Source organism: Dehalobacter sp. DCA, from assembly GCF_000305775.1.
In the GTDB taxonomy this organism is placed as follows: Bacteria; Bacillota; Desulfitobacteriia; order Desulfitobacteriales; family Syntrophobotulaceae; genus Dehalobacter; species Dehalobacter alkaniphilus.
In genome coordinates this window covers 2,645,996-2,666,806 of sequence record NC_018866.1, presented here as the reverse complement: position 1 = coordinate 2,666,806, position 20,811 = coordinate 2,645,996, and the positions used below count along the sequence as shown (strand labels likewise).

18 protein-coding genes are annotated in these 20,811 nt (G+C 46.6%); 16 read left to right on the top strand and 2 right to left on the bottom strand.

Annotation, left to right across the window (positions count from 1 at the left end; genetic code table 11):
- The first annotated feature begins 96 nt into the window (after positions 1 to 96).
- From DHBDCA_RS12860 to DHBDCA_RS12845, 4 genes are all read left to right on the top strand, one after another.
- On the top strand, positions 97 to 693 hold the full coding sequence (locus DHBDCA_RS12860; protein WP_015044660.1) for a hypothetical protein: 597 nt from the start codon (positions 97 to 99) through the stop codon (positions 691 to 693).
- A gap of 213 nt (positions 694 to 906) precedes the next feature.
- Complete coding sequence (locus DHBDCA_RS12855) at positions 907 to 2,445, top strand: ArnT family glycosyltransferase (RefSeq protein WP_015044659.1); 1,539 nt, start codon at positions 907 to 909, stop codon at positions 2,443 to 2,445.
- 68 nt (positions 2,446 to 2,513) lie between these two features.
- Complete coding sequence (locus tag DHBDCA_RS12850) at positions 2,514 to 3,245, top strand: glycosyltransferase (RefSeq protein WP_015044658.1); 732 nt, start codon at positions 2,514 to 2,516, stop codon at positions 3,243 to 3,245.
- Positions 3,246 to 3,249: 4 nt separating this feature from the next.
- The gene (locus DHBDCA_RS12845; protein ID WP_015044657.1) at positions 3,250 to 3,597 is read left to right on the top strand and encodes an EamA family transporter; all 348 of its coding nucleotides are present in this window, start codon (positions 3,250 to 3,252) and stop codon (positions 3,595 to 3,597) included.
- A 127-nt stretch (positions 3,598 to 3,724) separates the two neighbouring features.
- Here DHBDCA_RS12845 and DHBDCA_RS12840 read toward each other — a convergent pair whose 3' ends face one another.
- Positions 3,725 to 5,524 (bottom strand): ribonuclease J, encoded by a 1,800-nt coding sequence (locus DHBDCA_RS12840; protein WP_015044656.1) that lies wholly within the window; start codon positions 5,522 to 5,524, stop codon positions 3,725 to 3,727.
- A gap of 376 nt (positions 5,525 to 5,900) precedes the next feature.
- Between DHBDCA_RS12840 and DHBDCA_RS15525 the strand changes: the two genes are divergently transcribed.
- Genes DHBDCA_RS15525 through DHBDCA_RS12830 form a run of 3 tightly spaced genes read left to right on the top strand, consistent with a single transcriptional unit; the run spans position 5,901 to position 10,146 of the window.
- Positions 5,901 to 6,071, top strand: a complete 171-nt coding sequence (locus DHBDCA_RS15525; protein WP_167967850.1) for a hypothetical protein — start codon at positions 5,901 to 5,903, stop codon at positions 6,069 to 6,071.
- A 52-nt stretch (positions 6,072 to 6,123) separates the two neighbouring features.
- Positions 6,124 to 8,799 carry a valine--tRNA ligase gene (locus DHBDCA_RS12835; RefSeq protein ID WP_015044654.1) on the top strand — a complete coding sequence of 892 codons (2,676 nt, stop codon included), beginning with the start codon at positions 6,124 to 6,126 and terminating at the stop codon, positions 8,797 to 8,799.
- Between the two features lie 21 nt (positions 8,800 to 8,820).
- Positions 8,821 to 10,146 (top strand): bifunctional folylpolyglutamate synthase/dihydrofolate synthase, encoded by a 1,326-nt coding sequence (locus tag DHBDCA_RS12830; RefSeq protein ID WP_015044653.1) that lies wholly within the window; start codon positions 8,821 to 8,823, stop codon positions 10,144 to 10,146.
- Here the strand turns inward: DHBDCA_RS12830 and DHBDCA_RS12825 are convergent.
- Entirely contained in the window at positions 10,137 to 11,036 is a 900-nt protein-coding gene (locus DHBDCA_RS12825; RefSeq protein WP_015044652.1) for a diguanylate cyclase, read from the bottom strand. The genes DHBDCA_RS12830 and DHBDCA_RS12825 overlap by 10 nt on opposite strands.
- A gap of 175 nt (positions 11,037 to 11,211) precedes the next feature.
- Between DHBDCA_RS12825 and DHBDCA_RS12820 the strand changes: the two genes are divergently transcribed.
- From DHBDCA_RS12820 to mrdA, 9 genes are all read left to right on the top strand, one after another.
- On the top strand, positions 11,212 to 11,919 hold the full coding sequence (locus DHBDCA_RS12820; protein ID WP_015044651.1) for an SPOR domain-containing protein: 708 nt from the start codon (positions 11,212 to 11,214) through the stop codon (positions 11,917 to 11,919).
- Positions 11,920 to 12,050: 131 nt separating this feature from the next.
- On the top strand, positions 12,051 to 12,683 hold the full coding sequence (locus tag DHBDCA_RS12815) for a redox-sensing transcriptional repressor Rex (protein ID WP_025206122.1): 633 nt from the start codon (positions 12,051 to 12,053) through the stop codon (positions 12,681 to 12,683).
- Positions 12,684 to 12,866: 183 nt separating this feature from the next.
- Positions 12,867 to 14,468, top strand: coding sequence for a citramalate synthase (gene cimA / locus DHBDCA_RS12810; RefSeq protein WP_015044649.1), 1,602 nt, complete (start codon positions 12,867 to 12,869; stop codon positions 14,466 to 14,468).
- Between the two features lie 246 nt (positions 14,469 to 14,714).
- Complete coding sequence (locus DHBDCA_RS12805) at positions 14,715 to 15,320, top strand: Maf family protein (RefSeq protein WP_015044648.1); 606 nt, start codon at positions 14,715 to 14,717, stop codon at positions 15,318 to 15,320.
- A 28-nt stretch (positions 15,321 to 15,348) separates the two neighbouring features.
- On the top strand, positions 15,349 to 16,032 hold the full coding sequence (gene radC / locus DHBDCA_RS12800; RefSeq protein ID WP_015044647.1) for a RadC family protein: 684 nt from the start codon (positions 15,349 to 15,351) through the stop codon (positions 16,030 to 16,032).
- 231 nt (positions 16,033 to 16,263) lie between these two features.
- Positions 16,264 to 17,280 carry a rod shape-determining protein gene (locus DHBDCA_RS12795; RefSeq protein ID WP_015044646.1) on the top strand — a complete coding sequence of 339 codons (1,017 nt, stop codon included), beginning with the start codon at positions 16,264 to 16,266 and terminating at the stop codon, positions 17,278 to 17,280.
- 18 nt (positions 17,281 to 17,298) lie between these two features.
- Positions 17,299 to 18,165: a rod shape-determining protein MreC gene (mreC, locus tag DHBDCA_RS12790; RefSeq protein ID WP_015044645.1), complete on the top strand. Its 867-nt coding sequence runs from the start codon at positions 17,299 to 17,301 to the stop codon at positions 18,163 to 18,165.
- A complete protein-coding gene (gene mreD / locus DHBDCA_RS12785) occupies positions 18,162 to 18,677 on the top strand; it encodes a rod shape-determining protein MreD (protein WP_015044644.1) in 516 nt (171 codons plus the stop codon). The genes mreC and mreD overlap by 4 nt, the downstream gene beginning before the upstream one ends.
- A 39-nt stretch (positions 18,678 to 18,716) precedes the next feature.
- Positions 18,717 to 20,795: a penicillin-binding protein 2 gene (gene mrdA, locus DHBDCA_RS12780; protein ID WP_015044643.1), complete on the top strand. Its 2,079-nt coding sequence runs from the start codon at positions 18,717 to 18,719 to the stop codon at positions 20,793 to 20,795.
- Positions 20,796 to 20,811 lie beyond the last annotated feature (16 nt).

Genomic DNA, 20,811 nt, shown 5'->3' with positions numbered 1-20,811 from the left:
GAAAAAAATAGACAAATGTTCCCAAAACTATGAATAAAGGTTATCCCGGTTTTAATATATTATAATAGGATAATATACGAAACCGGGTGATTTTTTATGGGAACAAGCATTCTAAAAGGCATTACCATAGGCCTGCTCGTCACGGTTCTGACCCTCCTGGCTGTACTGGTCACAACACTGGCTGGAATTGATGAAAAGATAATCGCCTATCTTGTGGATTTTGGTCTTTTGCTGAGTTGCCTGATAGCCGGTTTTCGAGCCAGCAGAGATTCCGGCCGGCTACTTCCTGCAGGACTGGCTGCCGGGGGATATGCTGTGGTTGGCATACTGCTTTTGGCTCTTTATTTTCCGATTGAAAGCCTTGGCGCCGTCAAAATCATTTCCGAGGGAATAGGTCTCGGATTGCTGGCAGGGGTACTCGGTACAGGTTTTCTTGGCTCTGAACGTGTCTCTTATGAACGGCTAAACAGTATATCGTATCCAAACAGTCTGGTGCGATCGAAATGGCCGTTAGAGGAAGACCGGAAATCCACAACTGAGATTCGGAGCAATTCCAGTTGGTACGGTGAAGACCCGGATGCGGAAAGGGCCCGGATCTACGAACTGTGCAGCAAAAAACCGGAACTCACGGAGGAAGAAGAAGCTTTCAACTGGTGGGAAGTTGAAACCAAGAGGCAGCTTCGGCGACGGTAACTATACAATCCAAAAGCGTTGACTTCATTTAAGCTTCTTTTCCACTTGCATTGTTTCAGGGCGAACGAGCAAGAGGGAAGAGGTTTTTTCTTCATTTGAAAAGAGTTTTAGTATAGGTAATCCATATACAGGAAAAGCTAAGCCGAATGATGAGTGCCGCGGTGGACAGAGCAAAAAATGAAAGCAATTGGATAGCTGAAAACAGGGGTGCCGATGATGACGAAAAGAGAAAAAGCCATCCTATTTTTCTTATTGACTTTTATTCTTCTGCTCAGGCTCTATCATATGAATGTCGGTCCTGTTGAAATTGAGGAGAGCTGGCGGCAGGCTGACACAGCATCAATCGCCAGGAATTTTGCGGGTTATGACTTTCATCCGTTTCATCCCAATTTGAACTACGACGGGATGTTTCCAAATATTCCGGCATTGGAAATTCAAGTTACGACTTATCTGATCGCGATCCTGTACAAAGTATTCGGCTATCATTATTTTCTGGCAAGGGCTGTTCCGATTGCTTTTTTTTTGATCTCAGCCCTATATCTGTATCTGCTGGCACGCCTGTATCTGGGGTGGAACGGAGCAGCTTACAGTCTTCTGATTTATGGGATCCTGCCGATTAATCTGTATTATTCCCGGGCGATTATGCCGGAGTCAACAGCCCTGATGTTCTGGATCGGAGGATTTTACTATTTTAACCGATGGATTATCAAGCAAAATAATAGCGGGGATTGTCAAAGAAACAATCACAGGAATCATGGGAATAACGGCAATCATAATCATAGAAATGATGATGTAAATGATTGCGATTATGGCGATCTGCGAAGCAAATACGGTTTGCTTATTTTGAGCTCGTTTTTTTTAGCTTTGGCAATCATGACCAAACCGCCTGTGATTTTTATTGGAATCCCCATGATGTATCTCTGTTTTAAGTATTATGGGCGGAAATGGCTGAAAATGCGTGTTTTTTGGATATACGGCTTCATTACGGCAGCGCTTCCAGCCTGCTATTACTATTTCAGTACTGCTGCTGCAGAGTATAAATTTACACTGGGCATTACCCGTAATATTATTTTTAAGCAGGCGGTTACCGCCTTTTACAGTCCGGAAGCACTTGACTTTTTCACGATAAATTTGCCGAGGGCCCTTGGAATGAGCGGGCTGCTTCTTTGCCTTGCAGGAATATTTTTTTTGCGGGAAAAGCAAAAAGTATTTTTGGTCTGGTTTATCACGATGATTTTCGAGGCAATCTTGATTGTAAGCGAGATCCGGGCATTTTATTACCTGATATTTTTGATGGTGCCGTGCTGTTTGCTGGCCGGTAATCTTTTGGCCAGGGCGGCTTCGGGTCCAGTGGGAAAAATTGCAGGAGTGGTATTGGTACTGCTCTTAATGAAGGAAAGTTATGATCTGGTCAAACCGATGTTCACCATCAACACGGTGATGGCGCAACAAGTAAATGTAGTAAAGCAGCTGACGGATCAGGACGATCTCCTTGTGGTCGGTTCTCTGGATCCGTGTCTGCTGGACTTAACGGACAGAAGAGGCTGGCGGTACAATCTTAGGCTGTATGCTGCAACCCCCAAAGATCCTATTCAGGAACTGGATGATTATATTGCAAGAGGAGCCAAATATTTTGTGCCAATTCAGGGGAAAATATATGGGGATCAGGATGAGAGGCTGTTGAGCTATATCGAAGGAGAATATCCGAAGATCGAGGTCGTACAGGGTTACCCGATTTATGTACTAAAGTGAGCGGCGACTGCTTATCCGCAAACTTACATTTATCTTTGTGGCAATACTGCCTGGAGGAGGCGAGTGATATGAAGGTCCTGATTGGCTTGCCCGCCTATAATGAAGCAGCCGGGATTATTCATTTATTCAACAGCATTGCATCCTACCGAGAGGTCAGCCGGTATAATATTCGGGTCCTGCTGGTGGATGACGGCAGCATCGACAATACTGCAGAAATTGTAAGCACTTACGCCCGGGATCATGGTTATGTAACGCTGGTCAGGCACCACGGAAACAAGGGCCTCGGAGAAGCCGTCAAAACAATTTTGCGTTATGCGCTGGAAAACCTGAAGGATGACGATGTCCTGGTTACCATGGATGCCGACAATACCCACAGCCCCCTGCTGATCGAGAGCATGATTGAAACGCTGAACAGTCGGGATCTTGACTTGGTTGTGGCCTCCAGATTTACTTCGGGAGGATATGAAATTGGGCTGAAAACCTTGCGAAAGTTATTCAGCCGGGGTGCCAGGTGTTTCTTTAAATTGTTTTTCCGCATCAGAAACCTTAATGACTACTCATCTGGCTACAGGGCATACCGGGTGAGAATAATCAGAAAGGCACAGGAACGCTGGAAAGAGCTGATTACGACCAACGGATTTGACTGCATGGCTGAGATCGCTGCTAAATTCAGCAGGATGGGGGTTAAAGCCGGGGAGGTACCGCTTATTCTTCATTATCAACAGAAAGAAGGGGCCAGCAAAATGCAGGTATCAAAGACAGTCAGAGGTTACTTTGCGCTGCTGGCTAAGGTGAGATAAACGGATGATTTATTTGCTGGCCTTGATTTCCATTGCTCTGGGATCGACCGGGCAGTTCGTTCTTAAGCTGGCGGCAGGGGAACTTCGGCTGGACAGCGGAATCTGGAACCTTATTTATTCGATGATCAGCCTGAAGATGGTCTTTGCTGTAAGCTGTTTTGTTTTCAGCATGCTGATGTGGATATTTGTCCTGAGAAAACTGGAACTCAGTATTGCTTATCCAATGGTCAGTCTGGGCTATATCCTGGTGATGCTGCTTTCCTTTTTATTTCTTCAGGAACAGGTTTCAGCCGCCAAGGTCGGCGGGACATTATTAATTGTGGCAGGGGTCATCGTACTAAACATGAAGTAATGTCCTACTTAAAGAATTTCTGATAAAAAGATTACCTGAGTCCATTGAACGGACTCAGGTAATCTTTTTATTGTCTGATGTGTAAAATCTATTCGTTTTTAAATTTTTAAATATTTAAAAAGGAATATCATGTTGGGGCTTGAATCTTAGGCTTCATTGTTCTTTTCGGACGCGCTTTTACAGCCATTTCCTTGTAGTTTGGCGGTTTGTTGGTTGCTTCTCTGGCAGCATTGTCTTTCTTGTTTACGTCCTTGATTACTTCGCTGTTTACTTCCTGAATGATGACCAGAATCATTGGACGTCTGCCGGTTCTCTGATAGAGGTGTTTTCCGACGATATCTTTGACCTTGTTTTTGATTGGCGCCCATTGGTTGATACCCTTTTGCTGGCATTCCTGCATAGCCACTCGGATCAGACACCTGACTTCGCTGATAATTTCTTCCGACTCCCGCACATAAATAAATCCGCGGGTCACGACATCAGGGCCCGCAACCAATGCACCGGTCGGACGGCTGACAGTCAGAACAGCAATCAATATCCCATCCTGCGATAACTGTTTACGGTCGCGCAGTACAATATTGCCGACATCACCGATCCCGAAACCATCGATCAGAACTCTGCCTGCCGGAATACTTTCGGCCATTTTAGCGCCCTCGTCCGTAAATTCCAGAACACTGCCGTTTTCGGCAATAAAAATATTTTCTTTAGGGATGCCGACCTGCTGCGCGAGTTCAGCGTGCTTGACAAGCATACGGTACTCACCATGCACAGGAAGGAAGTATTTCGGTTTCACCATGCTGAACATTAGTTTAAGTTCTTCTTCGCTGGCATGCCCCGAAACGTGCATTCCTGAAATCGGCTCATAGATGACATGCGCACCGAGTTTGAGCAGTTGGTCGATATTGCGGGAAATGGCTTTCTCATTACCGGGAATCGCGCTGGCCGAAATAATGACCGTGTCGTTCTCACTGATTGAGATCTGGCGGTGGTCGCCGCTGGCTATTCTGCTTAAGGCTGACATCGGTTCCCCCTGGCTGCCTGTGGTCAGGATGCAGAGCTGGTTGCCAGGATAATCCATTGCCTTGTCTACCTCAATCAGGGTTCCCTCCGGCATATCAAGATAACCCAGATCCATCGCAATATTAATGACATTGACCATGCTTCGTCCGATTGCAGCAACTTTGCGTTGGCATTTGACGGCAGCGGAAATCGCCTGCTGCAGCCTGTTGATATTTGAAGCAAAACTAGCAAAGATAATCCGTCCTTCGGCGTGGAAAAAGGCTTCATCAATATTTTGGCCGACAGACCGCTCGGACATGGTAAAGCCGGGACGGTCAACATTCGTGCTGTCGGACATCAGGCACAGAACGCCGTGTTCCCCTAATTCGGTAAATTTGTGTATATCCAGGACATCGCCGCTGACAGGCGTATGGTCGAGCTTAAAGTCTCCGGTATGGACAATGGTGCCAATCGGTGTATGGATTGCCAGGCCGACAGAGCCCGGAATACTGTGGCTGATGTTGATGAATTCAACCCGGAAAGCGCCGAGCCGGACCGTGTCATTCGGATGAATGACGTTGAGTGTCGCTTTCGTAATATTTGCTTCCTTCAGCTTGGACTGAATCAGGCCAATTGTAAGGCGTGTCCCATAAACAGGGACATTAAGATCCTTCAATAGATAAGGAAGAGCCCCAATATGATCTTCATGGCCATGGGTAATGAGTATCCCTGCAACCATTGCCTGGTTTTCAACCAAATACGTATAGTCCGGAATCACGATGTCAATACCTAAGAGGTCTTCATTTGGAAATGTCAGACCTGCATCAACCAGGATAATTTTATTATTATACCGGATGACGGTCATGTTCTTGCCGATTTCCCCGAGACCGCCGAGGGGAATAATTTGCAGTTTGTTCTCTTTTGTCAAAAACTTTTACCTCCATATTTTGTGTTGTGTCAAACAAGCAGAAAACAAGCCAAAATACGGTTAAACCCAAACGCCCCGGTGTTTAAGCATATTTCAGTAATTTTTTAATAGCCGTTCTGAGGCACATTAATTATTATTATATCACGTATTTGTGTTTTTAAACAAACATTGCCTGGGAAACCTTTCAGCTGATACGAATTTGAATGGGATCCTTTCGCTTAAAACCTTTTGACTTTTTTTTACTGCCTCAGTATAATAAAGAAAACTTCGCTGGCGCCAAGTCTTTGGCGGTCGCTTCTTGCCATCCTTGGCATTGCGGCACTAAGCCATCCATGGCTGTCGGCAGCATTAGCTGCACTTAGATGTAACAGAAGGGATGTATACATTCTGTTACACTAAAGAAAACTTGGTTGCCACCAAACCTTTTGTTGTTGGCGGCAGTATAGAATTTAGAATGGAATTGGCAGAGGGGCTGAAGGATTTCCTGATTCATTGCCGGCTGGAACTGTACAATCGTATAATATTCCGGTATGAAGTATTTATGTGAGTCTTTCGTCCTTTGGGCCGGAAGATTTTTTTGGTTCGAAAGGAGCCTTTTTATGAGTGAGGACCAACAGATGGCCAAAATATATGATCCTGGCCAGGTAGAGGAAAAATGGTATCAGTATTGGGAACAGAACGGATTTTTTACGCCAAAAGTTGAACCAGAGCAGAAACCTTTCAGCATTGTGATGCCGCCGCCGAACGTAACCGGGTCTTTGCATCTCGGACACGCGATGGATAACACGCTGCAGGATATTCTGGCCCGTTATAAAAGAATGCAGGGATATAATACGTTATGGCTTCCCGGGACAGACCACGCGGGCATTGCTACCCAGGCCAAAGTTGAGGAACAGCTGGCCAAAGAAGGAACGAACAGACACGAACTTGGAAGAGAAAAATTTCTAGAAAGAGTCTGGGCCTGGAAGGAACAGTATGGCGGTACAATTACCCGTCAGCTGCGCAAACTAGGTGCTTCCTGTGATTGGTCACGGGAACGGTTTACCATGGACGAAGGATGTTCCAAGGCTGTAAGAGAAGTCTTTGTCAACCTTTACAACAAAGGCCTGATTTATAGAGGGAACTATATTGTTAACTGGTGCTCCAAGTGCCATACGACTATTTCGGATATTGAAGTCGAGCATAATGAACGGGAAGGAAACCTGTGGCATATCCGTTATCCGGCAGCGGATGGCGGGGAAGGCGTTGTTGTGGCGACGACCCGTCCGGAAACGATGCTCGGAGACGTGGCGGTTGCCGTCCACCCTGAGGATGAACGGTACCGGCATCTTGCAGGAAAGAATGTGATCCTTCCTTTAGTGAAAAGAGAGATTCCGGTGATTACCGATGAATATGTCGAGAAGGAATTTGGCACCGGCGCGGTCAAAATTACGCCTGCGCATGACCCAAATGACTTTGAGATGGGGCTCCGCCATAATTTGGAGCAGATTAATATCATGAACAGCGATGCCACCATCAACGAAAATGGCGGCAAATACCAGGGACTGGATCGTTACGAAGCACGCCGCCGGATTGTCAAAGATCTGGAAGAGCTTGGCCTTTTGCTTAAGATAGAACCGCATACCCATGTAGTGGGGGAGTGTTACCGCTGTTCCACAGTGGTTGAGCCCCGAGTCAGCAGGCAGTGGTTTGTGAAAATGAAGCCATTAGCTGAACCGGCAATCAAAGTCGTGCAGGATGGCGATCTGCAGTTTGTGCCCGACCGTTTTGCCAGGATCTATACAGGCTGGCTGGAAAATATCCGGGATTGGTGTATATCGCGGCAGCTCTGGTGGGGTCATCGTATTCCGGTTTGGTATTGTCAGGATTGTGGAGATGAAGTTTGCGTGAAAGAGGATCCGGCGGCATGTCCGAAATGCGGAAGCCATCACCTGCAGCAGGATCCCGATGTTCTGGATACGTGGTTTTCTTCCGCACTCTGGCCATTCTCAACCATGGGATGGCCCGAAAATACCGCTGAACTGAAACAGTTTTATCCGACGAGTGTTCTGGTTACCGGCAGGGATATTATTTTCTTCTGGGTAGCCCGGATGATTTTTATGGGACTGGAATTCCGGGAAGATGTTCCGTTCCACAAGGTGATGATTCACGGGTTGATTCTTGACCCGCAGGGGCGCAAGATGAGCAAATCACTTGGCAACGGTGTCGATCCGATCGAAGTCATTAATCAATATGGTGCGGACACCCTGAGGTTTATGCTGATTACCGGCAACACACCGGGTAATGATCTGAGATTCCATTTTGAAAAATTAGAGTCCACCAGAAACTTTTTGAACAAAATCTGGAATGCCTCCCGTTTTGTGCTGATGAATCTGGAGGACTACCAATCGGAAGCTAAGGAACAGCCTGCCGGACCGTACGCTGCTGAGCTTACCCTGGCAGACAAATGGATTCTGTCACGCTATGAAGATACGGTTCAGAATGTCACGGCTGCTTTAGAGCGCTTTGACCTTGGGGAAGCCGGCAGACTACTCTATGAATTTATCTGGAATGAATATTGTGACTGGTACATCGAGCTGACTAAAAAACGACTTTATATGAAAGAAAACCAGTCTGAACGCCAGACCGCCCAGCGCATTCTCTTTGAAGTGCTGGAAGGTACAATGAGACTGATTCACCCGTTTATGCCGTTCTTAACTGAGGAGATCTGGCAGCATCTGCCCATCAAAGGAAAGACGATTATGCTCAGCTCCTGGCCGCAGGTTGAAGGATATCGCAACGAGCAGGTTGAAAAAGAGATGAATGTCCTGATGGATATTATCCGGGCAGTGCGCAATATCCGGGCGGAGATGGGTGTCGCTCCGGGCCGCAGGGCAGATATCCTGCTCGTAGCTCCCGAAAAAGATATGCTCTCGGTTCTACAAAGCGGTCTTGCGGATATCCGGCAGCTTGCAGTTGCGGAAAACATCACAATTTTACAGCAGATGGAGAATAAGCCGCCGCAGTCCGCCAGTACGGTTCTTACTGGTGTTACCGTTTATATACCACTGAAAGGGCTGCTTGATTTGGACAAAGAAGTGGCCAAGGTCCGCAAGGAAATTGAAAATATGATCAAGGAACAGAAAAGGCTGGAAGACAAGCTCGGCAACCCAGGGTTTACCTCGAAAGCGCCGGAAGAGGTCGTTCAAAAGGAAAAAGAGAAACTGGATGATATCATGGTCAGAATGCGTTCTCTAAAACTCAGATTATCCGATTTAAGCGAAGAGCTTGAATAAATCTGCAAAGGATTAAGGATAATGACGGAATACGAAAAGACATTGGAATATATTAAGAATCTGACAAAGTTCGGTATTAACCTCGGACTGGAGCGGATTAAGGCTTTGCTGGATCGTCTGGATCACCCGGAAAAGAAATTGAAAGTGATTCATATCGGCGGCACCAACGGGAAAGGATCGACGACGGCAATGCTTCAGTCGATTATGACGCAGGCCGGTTATCGCGCGGGAATGTTTACATCCCCCCACCTTCATGATTTCCGGGAAAGAATCACGATAAACGGAGAGATGATCTCGCCGGAAGATGTGGTTTCAGGGATCAATAAGCTAAAACCCCATCTGGAGGAAATGGAGCGTCTCGGGATTGAACATCCGACCGAATTTGAAGTCTGCACGGCGCTGGCCCTGTGTTATTTTGCTGAGAAACAACCCGATCTGGTCCTTCTGGAGGTTGGTCTCGGCGGTGAAATTGATTCCACCAACGTCGTTACTCCTTTAATATCTGTGCTGACCAGTATTGGCATGGATCATATGGATTATCTTGGAGATACGCTTCAAGCAATTACTGGGGTAAAGGCCGGCATTATTAAGGATGGCGTTCCAGTGGTCACTTCCTCGGACAAGCCGGAAGTTCTGAAGGTCATCGAGGAACGGGCTGCCCAAAAAGGATCCAGGATGATTGAGGTAGGCCGCGATGTACATTGGCGGCACCCGGGTGATGGTTCGCAGCGTTTTGGCTATGAAGGCTTGTGCTGGTCTTATCCGGATCTGGAGCTCGCACTTCTTGGGGAACATCAGTTTACCAATGCAGCAGCTGCGCTAGCTGTCTGTGAAGTATTAGTTGAAACGTATTCCCTGGATATATCTGAAAGTGCTGTCAGGGAAGGTCTCAAAGCAGTCCGCTGGCCGGGCAGGCTGGAACTCTTGCTGCGGAATCCGAGAGTTCTTCTGGACGGGGCACATAATGCCGATGGGATGATGTCTCTGGCTAAGGCGCTGCAGCAGTACGCCGGCGGACCTTTGAAAAGAAACAGGCTGTTGCTTTGTCTTGGCATGCTCAGGGACAAAGAAATAGAAAAAGCCGTTGAGATTATCGCACCGCTGGCCGATGAAATCATCGTGACCAAGCCGGATTCCCCAAGGGCTGGTGACTGGGAGTATGTAGCCAGAATCGCCGAGAAGTATCTAACGCAGGAAAACGTATTGACGGTTGAAGACCCTGCGGGAGCGGTAAGAAAAGGGCTTGAAATAATGAAGTCGGGTGATCTGCTTTGTGTCACCGGCTCCTTGTACATGATCTCCGGGGTAAGAAAATTTTTGCTGGATCATTATACGCATCAAGAATAATCCCACTTCACGCAATTTCTGCCGTGTTTTTTTGCTTGGTACAAGCAGGCATCGGCTTTTTCCAATATGCTGTGACAGTATTCGTAATTGGCCGGTATCATACTGTATCCGCCCACACTGACGGTCAGAGCAGCGTGGCTGCCGGCGGGATTGTTGAACAGTTGGGATATACTGACATGGTAACGTATTTTTTCGGCGATTTCACTTCCGGCAGCCGCATCCGTATCCGGAAGAATCACGACAAATTCCTCTCCGCCATACCTGGCCAGAAATTCGTGAGGTTCATTCAAGCATGAGCGGATGATCTGGGCAACTTTAACAAGCGCTTCATCGCCTTTGGAGTGCCCATGCTGGTCGTTGAATTTCTTAAAGAAATCAACATCAATCATGATCAGCGAAAGCGGACGCTTGTTGGTGGCTGCAAAGCCAAATTCGGAAGCAAGTTTTTCTTCGAAAAATCGCCGGTTTGGGATCTCGGTAAGACCATCCAGGTGAGACATTCTTTCCAAGAGTTTTTGCTGATGGATGAACCGTAAAGTGTTCTTGACCCGGGCCTGAATGATTGTTGGCTTAAAAGGCTTGGTGATATAATCTACAGCACCCAAATTAAACCCTTTTTCTTCATCTTCAATGGAGTCAAGGCTTGTCAGGAAAATAACGGGGATGTTCCTGGTCCGTTCATCGTATTTTAGCTGTCTGAGAACTTCATAACCATCCATTTCCGGCATCACGATATCCAGCAGGATCAGGTCAGGAGAGCACCTTCTTAGCAATTCCAGGGCTTGTCTGCCGTTTCTGGCAGAAAGAAACTGATATTCAGCTAAAGTTTTTTTAAGGAAAATAAGATTGAAGTCCTGATCATCCACTGCAAGAATCGAATATTCTTCCATATCGGCATATCCTTCCTTATTGGGATACTTATTTTTCCAGGAAATATTATAACATATTATGGAACTAAAATTTATTTTTATTTGCACAATATTTAAGCGCTGATCATATTACCATGTACTAATTATTGCAGCTCCTTCATATGATCGGAATAGAATGATTTGAAGGAGTTGCCTGATGGGAAAAAAATTTAGATCAGGTGTTTTGATTTCAATCATAATGGTAATACTAGGATTATCTGCTGTCGGTTGGTTTGTATGGTATACCGGAAAGATGTTTGTCGGGCTTGTTTCCTCAGAGACCGCCGTTACCTCAGAAAATCCGTCAGAAACAAACAGTGAGATCCTCAATTTGCCGGAAATCAAACTTTGGACCTGTCAAATCGGTGTTTATAAGGATAAAGAAAATGCCGAAGCATTGCTGCAGAATTTGCATAACAAGGGCTGGCAGGCTGTGATCATCAGTAAGGAGCCTTATCAGGTTGCGGTGGGTGCCTTTGGCTCCGATGAAGAGGCGCTTTTTTATTACCAGGGCTTATTGGAAAACGGTATTGATTCATGGGTCAGGGAAGTGACGTATCCTGCTTTGCACTATAAGGTCAGCGGCAGCGAAACGGAAACGGTTCTGGAAATACTTGAGCTGGCGAATTCATTATGTGCAGGTCTTGGACAAGACAATGATCAAACTGATGTCGCAGAGAAAATTCAGGATGTTAAAGACAGCGATTATCCGGAAGATTTCAGGCATTTGCAGGATAATTTGAGCGCCCTTAATGCTTCCCTGGATGGTCAGGGGAATTTTCAATATAAGTATAATCAGCAGCTTCTTCAAGTCTTTGCTGAGTATAAATGGGTTACTTACAAGTATTTTGAACAAAATCCCTGATTATTTTGGGTAGGGTCAAAAAAACATGATTAAACAGTAATATCTTGTATTTCCTTCGGTTTAATTGCATTTTCTTTAGGTAGTGATATAATTAACTTATCTTTGAAGTAGACGAAATGGGGGATTTGGATTTGAAAACCTTGAAAATTCCTGAAGCAACGATTATACGGCTTTCCGTATATTCTCGTTATCTGACAGAGATAGACCGCAAAGGAATCATAACAATTTCTTCAGGTGACATTGCTGAAGGAGTAGGCGTAAGTCCTGCTCAGGTTCGTAAAGACCTTGCTTATTTTGGGGAGTTTGGGATTCGTGGAGTAGGTTACAATGTCAAAGACTTGCATAAAAATATTCTTCGGATCATGGGTCTCAGCAATGAGTGGAGCGTCTGCCTCGTAGGACTGGGCAACCTCGGACTGGCCCTGAGTACGTATAAGGGTTTTAAAGAACGCGGATTTTCAATCATCAATATTTTTGACAACGATCCCCAAAAAACTGGGATGAAGATTAACGATATCGAAGTATTGCCGATTGAAACGATGGAAGAAGTCGTCGCCCAAAACCAGATCCAGATCGGGGCAATAACTGTCCCGGCGTCTGCGGCCCAAGAAATTGCCGATAAACTTATTAAAGGCGGAGTCCAGGCCATTTTGAATTTTGCACCTGTGGTTTTAAATGTTCCTCCCACTGTGGAACTCAGAAATGTAGATTTGTCTGTAAACCTTGAAGTGCTGACATTCAATCTGGGCGGGAAAATGGCTTAGAACCTAGAATCGATCATTTGTATATGAAGGAAGGTATTCCAGATACGCTAACGCTGGATGCCTTCTTTTTCTGTTCTAAAATGGATTAAGGCTTTATTAATTTTGTATTTACAGGTAAAATAAGTTATTAAACATTTTTAAGCAATTTTTCAGATGCACAGAGAGCTTTTGGGAGGGAAGAGAATGGCAGACAAGCGTATTTCAATTTACGACACGACGCTGAGGGACGGAGCTCAGGGAGAAGGCGTCCACTTCTCAGCCAAAGATAAACTTTTCTATATGCAGAAAATGATTGAAGCCGGCATCGACTATGTGGAAGCCGGCTGGCCGGGTGCGAATCCCAAAGATGATGAGTTTTACCGTACGATGTCCTCCTGGGCGAATTCTGCCGAAAATCAGGACTGGCGTTTGCGGACGAGGGTCGTTGCATTCGGCAGCACCTGCAGGGTCGGCGAATCTCCGGAAAAAAGTGATTCATTGAACGGACTGATTGCTTCAGGAGCGAATACCCTGACGATTTTTGGGAAGACATGGAAACTTCATGTTGAAACGGTCTTAAGAACAAGCCCACACGAAAACTTAAGAATCATCAGAGAATCTGTTGAATATCTTGTGAAAGCCGGCAAGGAAGTCTTCTTTGATGCAGAACACTATTTTGACGGTTGGCAGGACGACCCTGCGTCTGCGTTAAGCTGTCTGGAAGCCGCCATGCTTGGTGGAGCGAAAGGACTTGTCCTCTGCGACACGAATGGCGGTACCTATACCAGGGAGATCACGAACGGGGTGCAGATCGTCAGGCAGGAGCTTTCCCCTGCCATACTTGGTATTCATACTCATAATGATGGAGGGCTGGCTGTCGTAAATACGCTGGCGGCTGTTGAGGCAGGAGTGAATCAGATCCAGGGAACCTGGAACGGCTTCGGGGAACGCTGCGGCAATGCGAATTTAAGCACGCTGATACCCTGGTTGCAGCTGAAATTAGGCTATCAACTGCTTGAACCTGAGGTTCTGCACAATATTTCTTATTTAAGCAGGTATGTGGCGGAACTCGCCAATTATCCGTTTGATGAGAAACAGCCGTTTGTGGGCAGAAGCGCTTTTGCTCATAAAGCGGGTATGCATGTCGATGCGGTCATGAAGAATAACAAAACCTTTGAGCACATTGACCCTGCTTCGGTCGGGAATGAACGCCGGGTTCTGATCTCCGATCAATCCGGAAAAGCAAATTTGTGTTTGAAAATGCGCCGGTTCAAACCTGAGATTGAAAAAGATGATCCGCTCGTGGAACTGGCGATGGAAAGAATTAAGAAAGCCGAAAACGAAGGATTCCAGTATGAGACGGCAGAGGGAAGCCTGGATCTGCTATTACTGGAGATCCTCGGCAAATACGAACAGCCGTTTACACTTGAAGATTATCACGTTTGGAGTGATCCGCTGCGCGGTGAGCTTGACTCTGTAGCGGTTGTGAAAGTGCAGGTCGGAGACAAGCAGGTTCATATTGCAGCCGAGGGAGACGGGCCGGTTCATGCGCTTGACCAAGCTCTCAGAAGCACTTTGGGTGCCTTTTTCCCGGCTATTGAAGAGAGTGAGCTGACGGACTATAAAGTTAGGGTTCTTGACGGTTCCCGGGGCACAGGTTCAGTTGTCCGGGTTGTGGTTGAAACAAAGCATGGCGTCAATACCTGGGGAACGATCGGGGTATCCAGCAATATTATTAAGGCCAGTGCTAAAGCGCTGCTTGATGCGCTCTATCTGGTTATCTTGAGCTCTCAGGGCAAGGCATAGACTTTTACATTTTTGTCGTAAAAGTGTCAATACACGCTGGACTTGTCAAAAAAAGGGAATAGTGCTAGACTGATAGAAGACTTAACAGCCGGGGGACGATAACCCGGCTTGTTAATATTATTCTTCCGTAAGACCCGTATGATTACTTGATCTTCTTGGGCAGGTCTGCGTGCCACAAGTTTGTAAGCATTATCATAGCTTACGTTGATGATTTGAAGAATAGTAAGATGCTTAGGATGTGACAAAATGATGTTGATTTTGGCTTCGGCTTCGCCGAGGAGGCGTGAGCTTCTGGAGGAATGGGGATATGACTTCAGACTTGTCAGCGCTCCGGTCGACGAAGCTCTTCCGCCCGGTGTTTGGCCCGAGATAGGCGTACAGGATCTTGCTAGACGCAAGGCGCTTTCCGGATTTGAAGCGTGGCTTGATTTAAGCGGTTCGGCTGATGATTTGATTTTAGGCGCCGATACCATTGTGGTGCTGGACCATATTGTGCTCGGAAAGCCTGCTGACGAGGAGGAAGCGGAACGAATGCTTCTTAACTTAAGCGGAAAAACCCACCGGGTGATGACCGCGATTGCGTTAGCCGCAATGGACAAGGCTCGTCAGCAGATCAGCGTGGAGACTGCTGTTGAGATTACAACTGTGTCTTTTCGGGAGCTGAAGGTTCAGGAAATCAAGGATTATATTGCGACAGGGGAACCGATGGATAAAGCAGCCGCTTACGGGATTCAGGGCGGAGCTGCCGGGTTTGTGACAGCAGTCAGCGGTTCCTGGTCGAATGTGGTCGGACTGCCGATGGAGCTTCTGGTGCGAAAGCTTGGGGATAAGGGGATTTCCCCTAAAAAATAAAAGAACCTTGAAGCATGAGGGAAAAGGGATGAATTACCGCCGGCTAAAGGACTTGCCTGAAGATTTAAAGCCAAGGGAACGTCTTCATCAGCATGGTCCGGAAAACCTGTCCACCAAAGAAATACTGGCGATACTGCTGAGGACCGGTTCAAGAGGGGAAAATGTCCTGGAACTATCTGAACGAATCTTGACGGAAACGGGCGGACTGGCTGGCCTGGCCAGATTATCCGTTGATGAATTAAAACAGGTTCACGGCATAGGACCGGCCAAAGCGGCGCAAGTCAAGGCAGCCTTGGAAATCGGCAAACGGAGTGTCTGCGCTGATCCTATGTCACGCCCGGTGATCAACACGCCATCAGACGCGGCCGATCTGGTCATGGAGGAGATGCGGAAGCTCGACCGGGAACACTTCAGGATCATACACTTAAGCACCCGAAACAATGTACTGGGTATAAGTCCTGTATCGGTCGGGTCTCTCAATTCATCCATTGTGCATCCCAGGGAGTGTTTTAAGGATGCCATCCGGCGTAACACGAATACAATTATTTTGCTGCATAATCATCCGAGCGGCGATCCTTCGCCCAGCAGGGAAGACCTTGATATTACCAAAAGGCTTGCCGAAGGCGGAAAAATATTAGGGATTGAGGTATTGGATCATATCATCATTGGGGATAAAAAGTATGTCAGCCTGAAAGAACAGGGGATCATCTAGCCCGACCTTTAGCCTAAAAGTACCACTGTCGAAAGATGACCACAAATATAAAAAAATATTGAAAAATAGGAAATATTCATTAATTTGATGCAAAAAAATGATATAATAAAACGATGCCGTAGCAATACGAAATATGGTATGAAAAATTCCACTTTGTGGGAGACTGAGAAAAGACTGCCAGGCATCACTTGAAATTTGAAATGATTTATCTTGAAGGGAGATTTACAAAACATGGTTTTTTCCAAGGACCTCGGAATCGATCTGGGAACCGCCAATACCCTTGTACATATGAAAGGCAAAGGAATCATAGTACGGGAGCCTTCAGTGGTTGCTATGGATATAGAGAAGAATGAGCCTCTGGCGGTTGGAGACAGAGCCAAGGAGATGATCGGAAGAACTCCGGGAAATATTGTTGCAATCAGACCGTTGAAAGACGGCGTAATCTCGGATTTCAATGTTACTCAAAAAATGCTTAAATATTTTATCAACAGGGCTTTAGGATCAAAATTCTTATTTGCGCGGCCCCGGGTCGTCATTTGTGTGCCGTCCGGAGTTACCGCAGTTGAAAAAAGAGCTGTCAAGGAAGCAGCTCTTGCAGCCGGAGCAAAAGATCCGATCATTATGGAGGAGCCGATGGCTGCCGCCATCGGAGCAGGTCTGCCCGTGAGCGATCCTACCGGGAATATGATTGTCGATATCGGCGGAGGCACAACTGAAGTCGCCGTGATCTCGATGGGAGGCATCGTTACAGCCGGCTCGATCCGGGTAGCCGGAGATGAGATGGATGATGCCATTATTGCGTATATCAAGAAAACTTATAACCTCTCCGTCGGTTATCAGTCGGCTGAGAACATCAAAATGGAGATCGGAGCGGCCTATATGCCGGAAAAAGGTTTGACGTATGCCATCAAAGGACGCGATCTCCTGACAGGTCTCCCCAAGAACGTTGAGATTACTTCCGAAGAAATTGTTGAAGCCTTAAATGAGCCGGTAAATGCTATCGTTGATGCGGTAAAGAACTGCCTTGAGAAAACGCCTCCGGAACTGGCGGCAGATATCATGGACAGAGGCATTATTATGGCGGGAGGCGGATCACTGTTAAGAAATCTGGACAGGCTAATTGCCGATCAGACAGGGATACCCGTCCACCTTGCTGAGGACCCGCTTTCCTGTGTTGCACTTGGTACCGGTAAAGTGCTTGAGAATGAGGAAATTCTAAGAAGGATTGCCGCTATGCAGAAAAATTAAAAGCGGGAGGAGAAATCGGTGGGGAAAAAAATAAATCCCATGGGTATAGCCGTTCTCGTTTTTGCTGTTCTGCTGATCACTTTGACGACGATTCATTTGACCGGACTCGGCAGTCAGTCTCCGAACCCTGTCGGGAACGCCATGCAAAGAGTACTTTCACCGATAGAAAGTGCGATTTGGAATCTGGGAGATGGGATTAAAGATAATTTTCGGGCGATTTTCAGTTTTCGGACTGTCAAAGCAGAAAATGAGGAACTTCGTAAACAGGTAGAAACGCTCACGGGAGACAATCTTCAGCTCAAACAACAGGTACTGGCTGCCCTGCGCTATCAGGAACTTGATGCTGTTTTTCAAAGTCCCTCGCTGGAGAGCTATGAGAAAATTGGTGCCACCATTATAAACCGTAATCCTTCAGCCTGGTATCAGACAGTCACCGTCAATAAAGGCAGTGATCACGGCGTAAAAGTGGATGATCCTGTTGTTGCCAATCTGGGTCTGGTCGGGAAAGTCATTTCTGTCACCCCGAAGACCTCGGATGTTTTACTGCTACTCGACGGAGAGGGACAGGTTGGCGCCTTTGCCAGGGGTAATAAAGGTGAGGCAATTTTTGGGATTGTCAAAGGTACGTATAAGAAAAACACCAGGCTGAATTCCTCAGGAGAACTCGAAATGAATTTCCGGCAGGACGATGAAGTCAATGCAGGAGATTTGGTATATACTTCGGGTTTAGGAGAGGTCTATCCCAAGGACATTCCGATTGGTGTTGTTACCGAGATTAAAATTGATGCGAAAGGCTTGCTGAAAGTAGCCTCGATCGAACCCATTGTTGATTTTGATTCTCTGGAGGAAGTCTATGTAGTGAGCATTCCGGAGGACAGTCGATGAAACGTTTTATCGTAATGTTACTGATTCTTATTGTCTGTCTCATCCTCCCGGGGACAATCTTCCATTATTGGTCATGGGCCGGCATAAAACCTGATTTGGCCATGCTCTGGGTTATTTATATCGCTCTGCATCACCGACCGGCTCAGGGAATTGTGTATGGGTTTGTGATCGGCCTGATTGTGGATTTCTATCTCGGAAGGTATATCGGACTCTATGCGATCATTTTAGCTGTCGTTGCACTGCTGATCAGTATACTTCAGCAGCGCTGGTACAGAGAAAACATTCCGCTTACCATGGTGCTCGTCTTTATCGTAACGGTTCTTGGGCAGACCCTGATGGCCTTGATTGCAACCACCGCTGGACTTAACTGGTACCTCGGCGATGCCGTAAAGGTCATTCTGGGCATTTCTTTCTACAACTGCCTATTGGTTCCGCTTACCTATCCCTTCGTCCACAAGTCTTTTACAGAAGGAATTTTGCAGCCTAAAAAGAAGATCGAACAACAATTATAGTGTTGGTTATACATGATTGCTTAATAGGAGATGAACACGATGGAAGAAAGGAAGAGACAACCTTATCAGAGACGATTAACCGGGCTTAGTGTGGTTGTCGTCCTTCTTTTTTTAATTTTAGGATTTAATCTGTGGTGGCTGCAGATTGCCAAAGCGTCCTATTATTCTAACCTGGCGGCCGGTAATGTGATGAAAACGGTCACAACGTCCGCGGTCCGCGGGGAGATTGTGGACAGCAACAATATCGTTTTGGCCCAAAGCGTGCCGAGGTTTGCGCTGACCCTGGACTGGACGGACCTGCAAAAAGTGAACACCAACTGGAAAGATGTTGTTGCTAACCTCGCAGAATATATTAAACCGTACTGGCCTTATCCAAACCAATCGGTAGAATTGATTACCGAGGATCTTTTGGTGATGATTCGTAACCAGCAGTGGAAGAGCTACAAGACGGTTGTCATTCTGGAAGATATACCAAAAGAACTACAGGCGATTATCGCCGAGCACAGCAATGAGCTGCCCGGCGTCAGCATTGAACCGATAGCGGAAAGGGTTTATCCGCAAAAGACACTGCTTGGTCAGATCTTGGGCTATGTTAGGGAAATAAGCGAGAGTGAAATTGAACAATTCAATGAGCAGGCAGAGTCCAATGATGACGAATATCGCTACACGCAGGGTGACCTTGTAGGGAAAATGGGCGTGGAAAAAAGTTACGATACCTGGCTGCGCGGCAGTCATGGCGTAGAAATTGTCAGCGTCGACGGCAACGCGAGACCGATCGACAAAGAAACGCTCCAGGAAGCCCAGGCAGGTTGTACCTTGCAGCTGACCATCGACAGCAAGATGCAGCGTGTCGTGGAGAACGAACTGGACAGAGTGATCAAGGATATTCAGAAGACCCACCCCGATGCCCAGGCCGGCGCGGCGGTAGTCATCGATGTTAATACAGGCAAAATACTGGCCATGGCTTCCCGTCCTTTCATGGATCCGAATGACCTGATCGGGACAATTTCAGAGGAAACTGCTCAAAAGTATTTCAGCAGTGAAGATGCCGCGTCATTCAACCGGGCGCTGACCGGTACGTATCCTCCCGGTTCGACTTTTAAGATGATTACCGGAATGGCTGCTCTGGAAGCAGGCGTCATTACACCGGACGATACTTTTATGGATACCATGTCTTCGCTGGGGTCCCCGGATGTGCAAAGTGCAGGGGTTGCCGAGTGGGGTGGAAATAATTTTGGCAGGGTGAACCTTTATAGCGGCCTTGCACATTCTTCCAATATCTATTTTCAAATTATTGGCCGCAGGGTTTTTGAAAAAAATCCCGAGCTGATCAAAAAAATTGCCAACGAATTTGGCTTAGGTGTTAACAGCGGTGTTGATTTACCGTATGAAGCGGAAGGGAATGTGCCTTCTCCAGCCTGGAAGGAATCTTATTATAAACCTTATTACGATAAAAAAAGAGAAGAAAAGCTTCAGGAAATTGGGGATAAATATGCGCAGCTTCTGGCCAGTACGAAAGATCAGGATGAGAAAAATAAGCTTCAGCATGATAAAGAAGATGAAATTGCTCAGGCCGAACAGGAATATAAAAATAACATTAATGAGTATGTAAACTGGCGGTTGTACGACAGTTATAACAGTTCGATTGGTCAAGGCGCAAACCACTATTCAATTCTTCAGATGGCTAACTATGTCGCGACCATTGTCAATGGCGGAAAACATTACAAGCCTTATGTTGTGGACAAGATTCTTGACCCTGTGACCAGGAAAGTCGTCCAGCAGAACCAGCCGGAAGTTCTAAACGAAGTTTCCGTTTCCCAACAAAATATTGAAACAATCAAAAAAGCAATGTCGGAAGTAACGAGCGGTGAGGGGACAGCGGCCTGGCTTTTCAGAGATATACCGGAGTTCACCGGCGGCGGCAAGACCGGTACGGCCCAGATTGGTTCGAAGGGAACATCCAAAGAAGAAGCTTATAACGGGATGTTTGTCGCGTTTGCACCGTATGACAATCCTCGGATCGCATTTGCCGGCGTGGTGGAATATGGCGGACACGGCAGTGAAACATCGGGTTATGTCGCGAAAGCAGCATTTAAATATTATTTTGGCTGGAAATAGTCATATAAATAAGAAA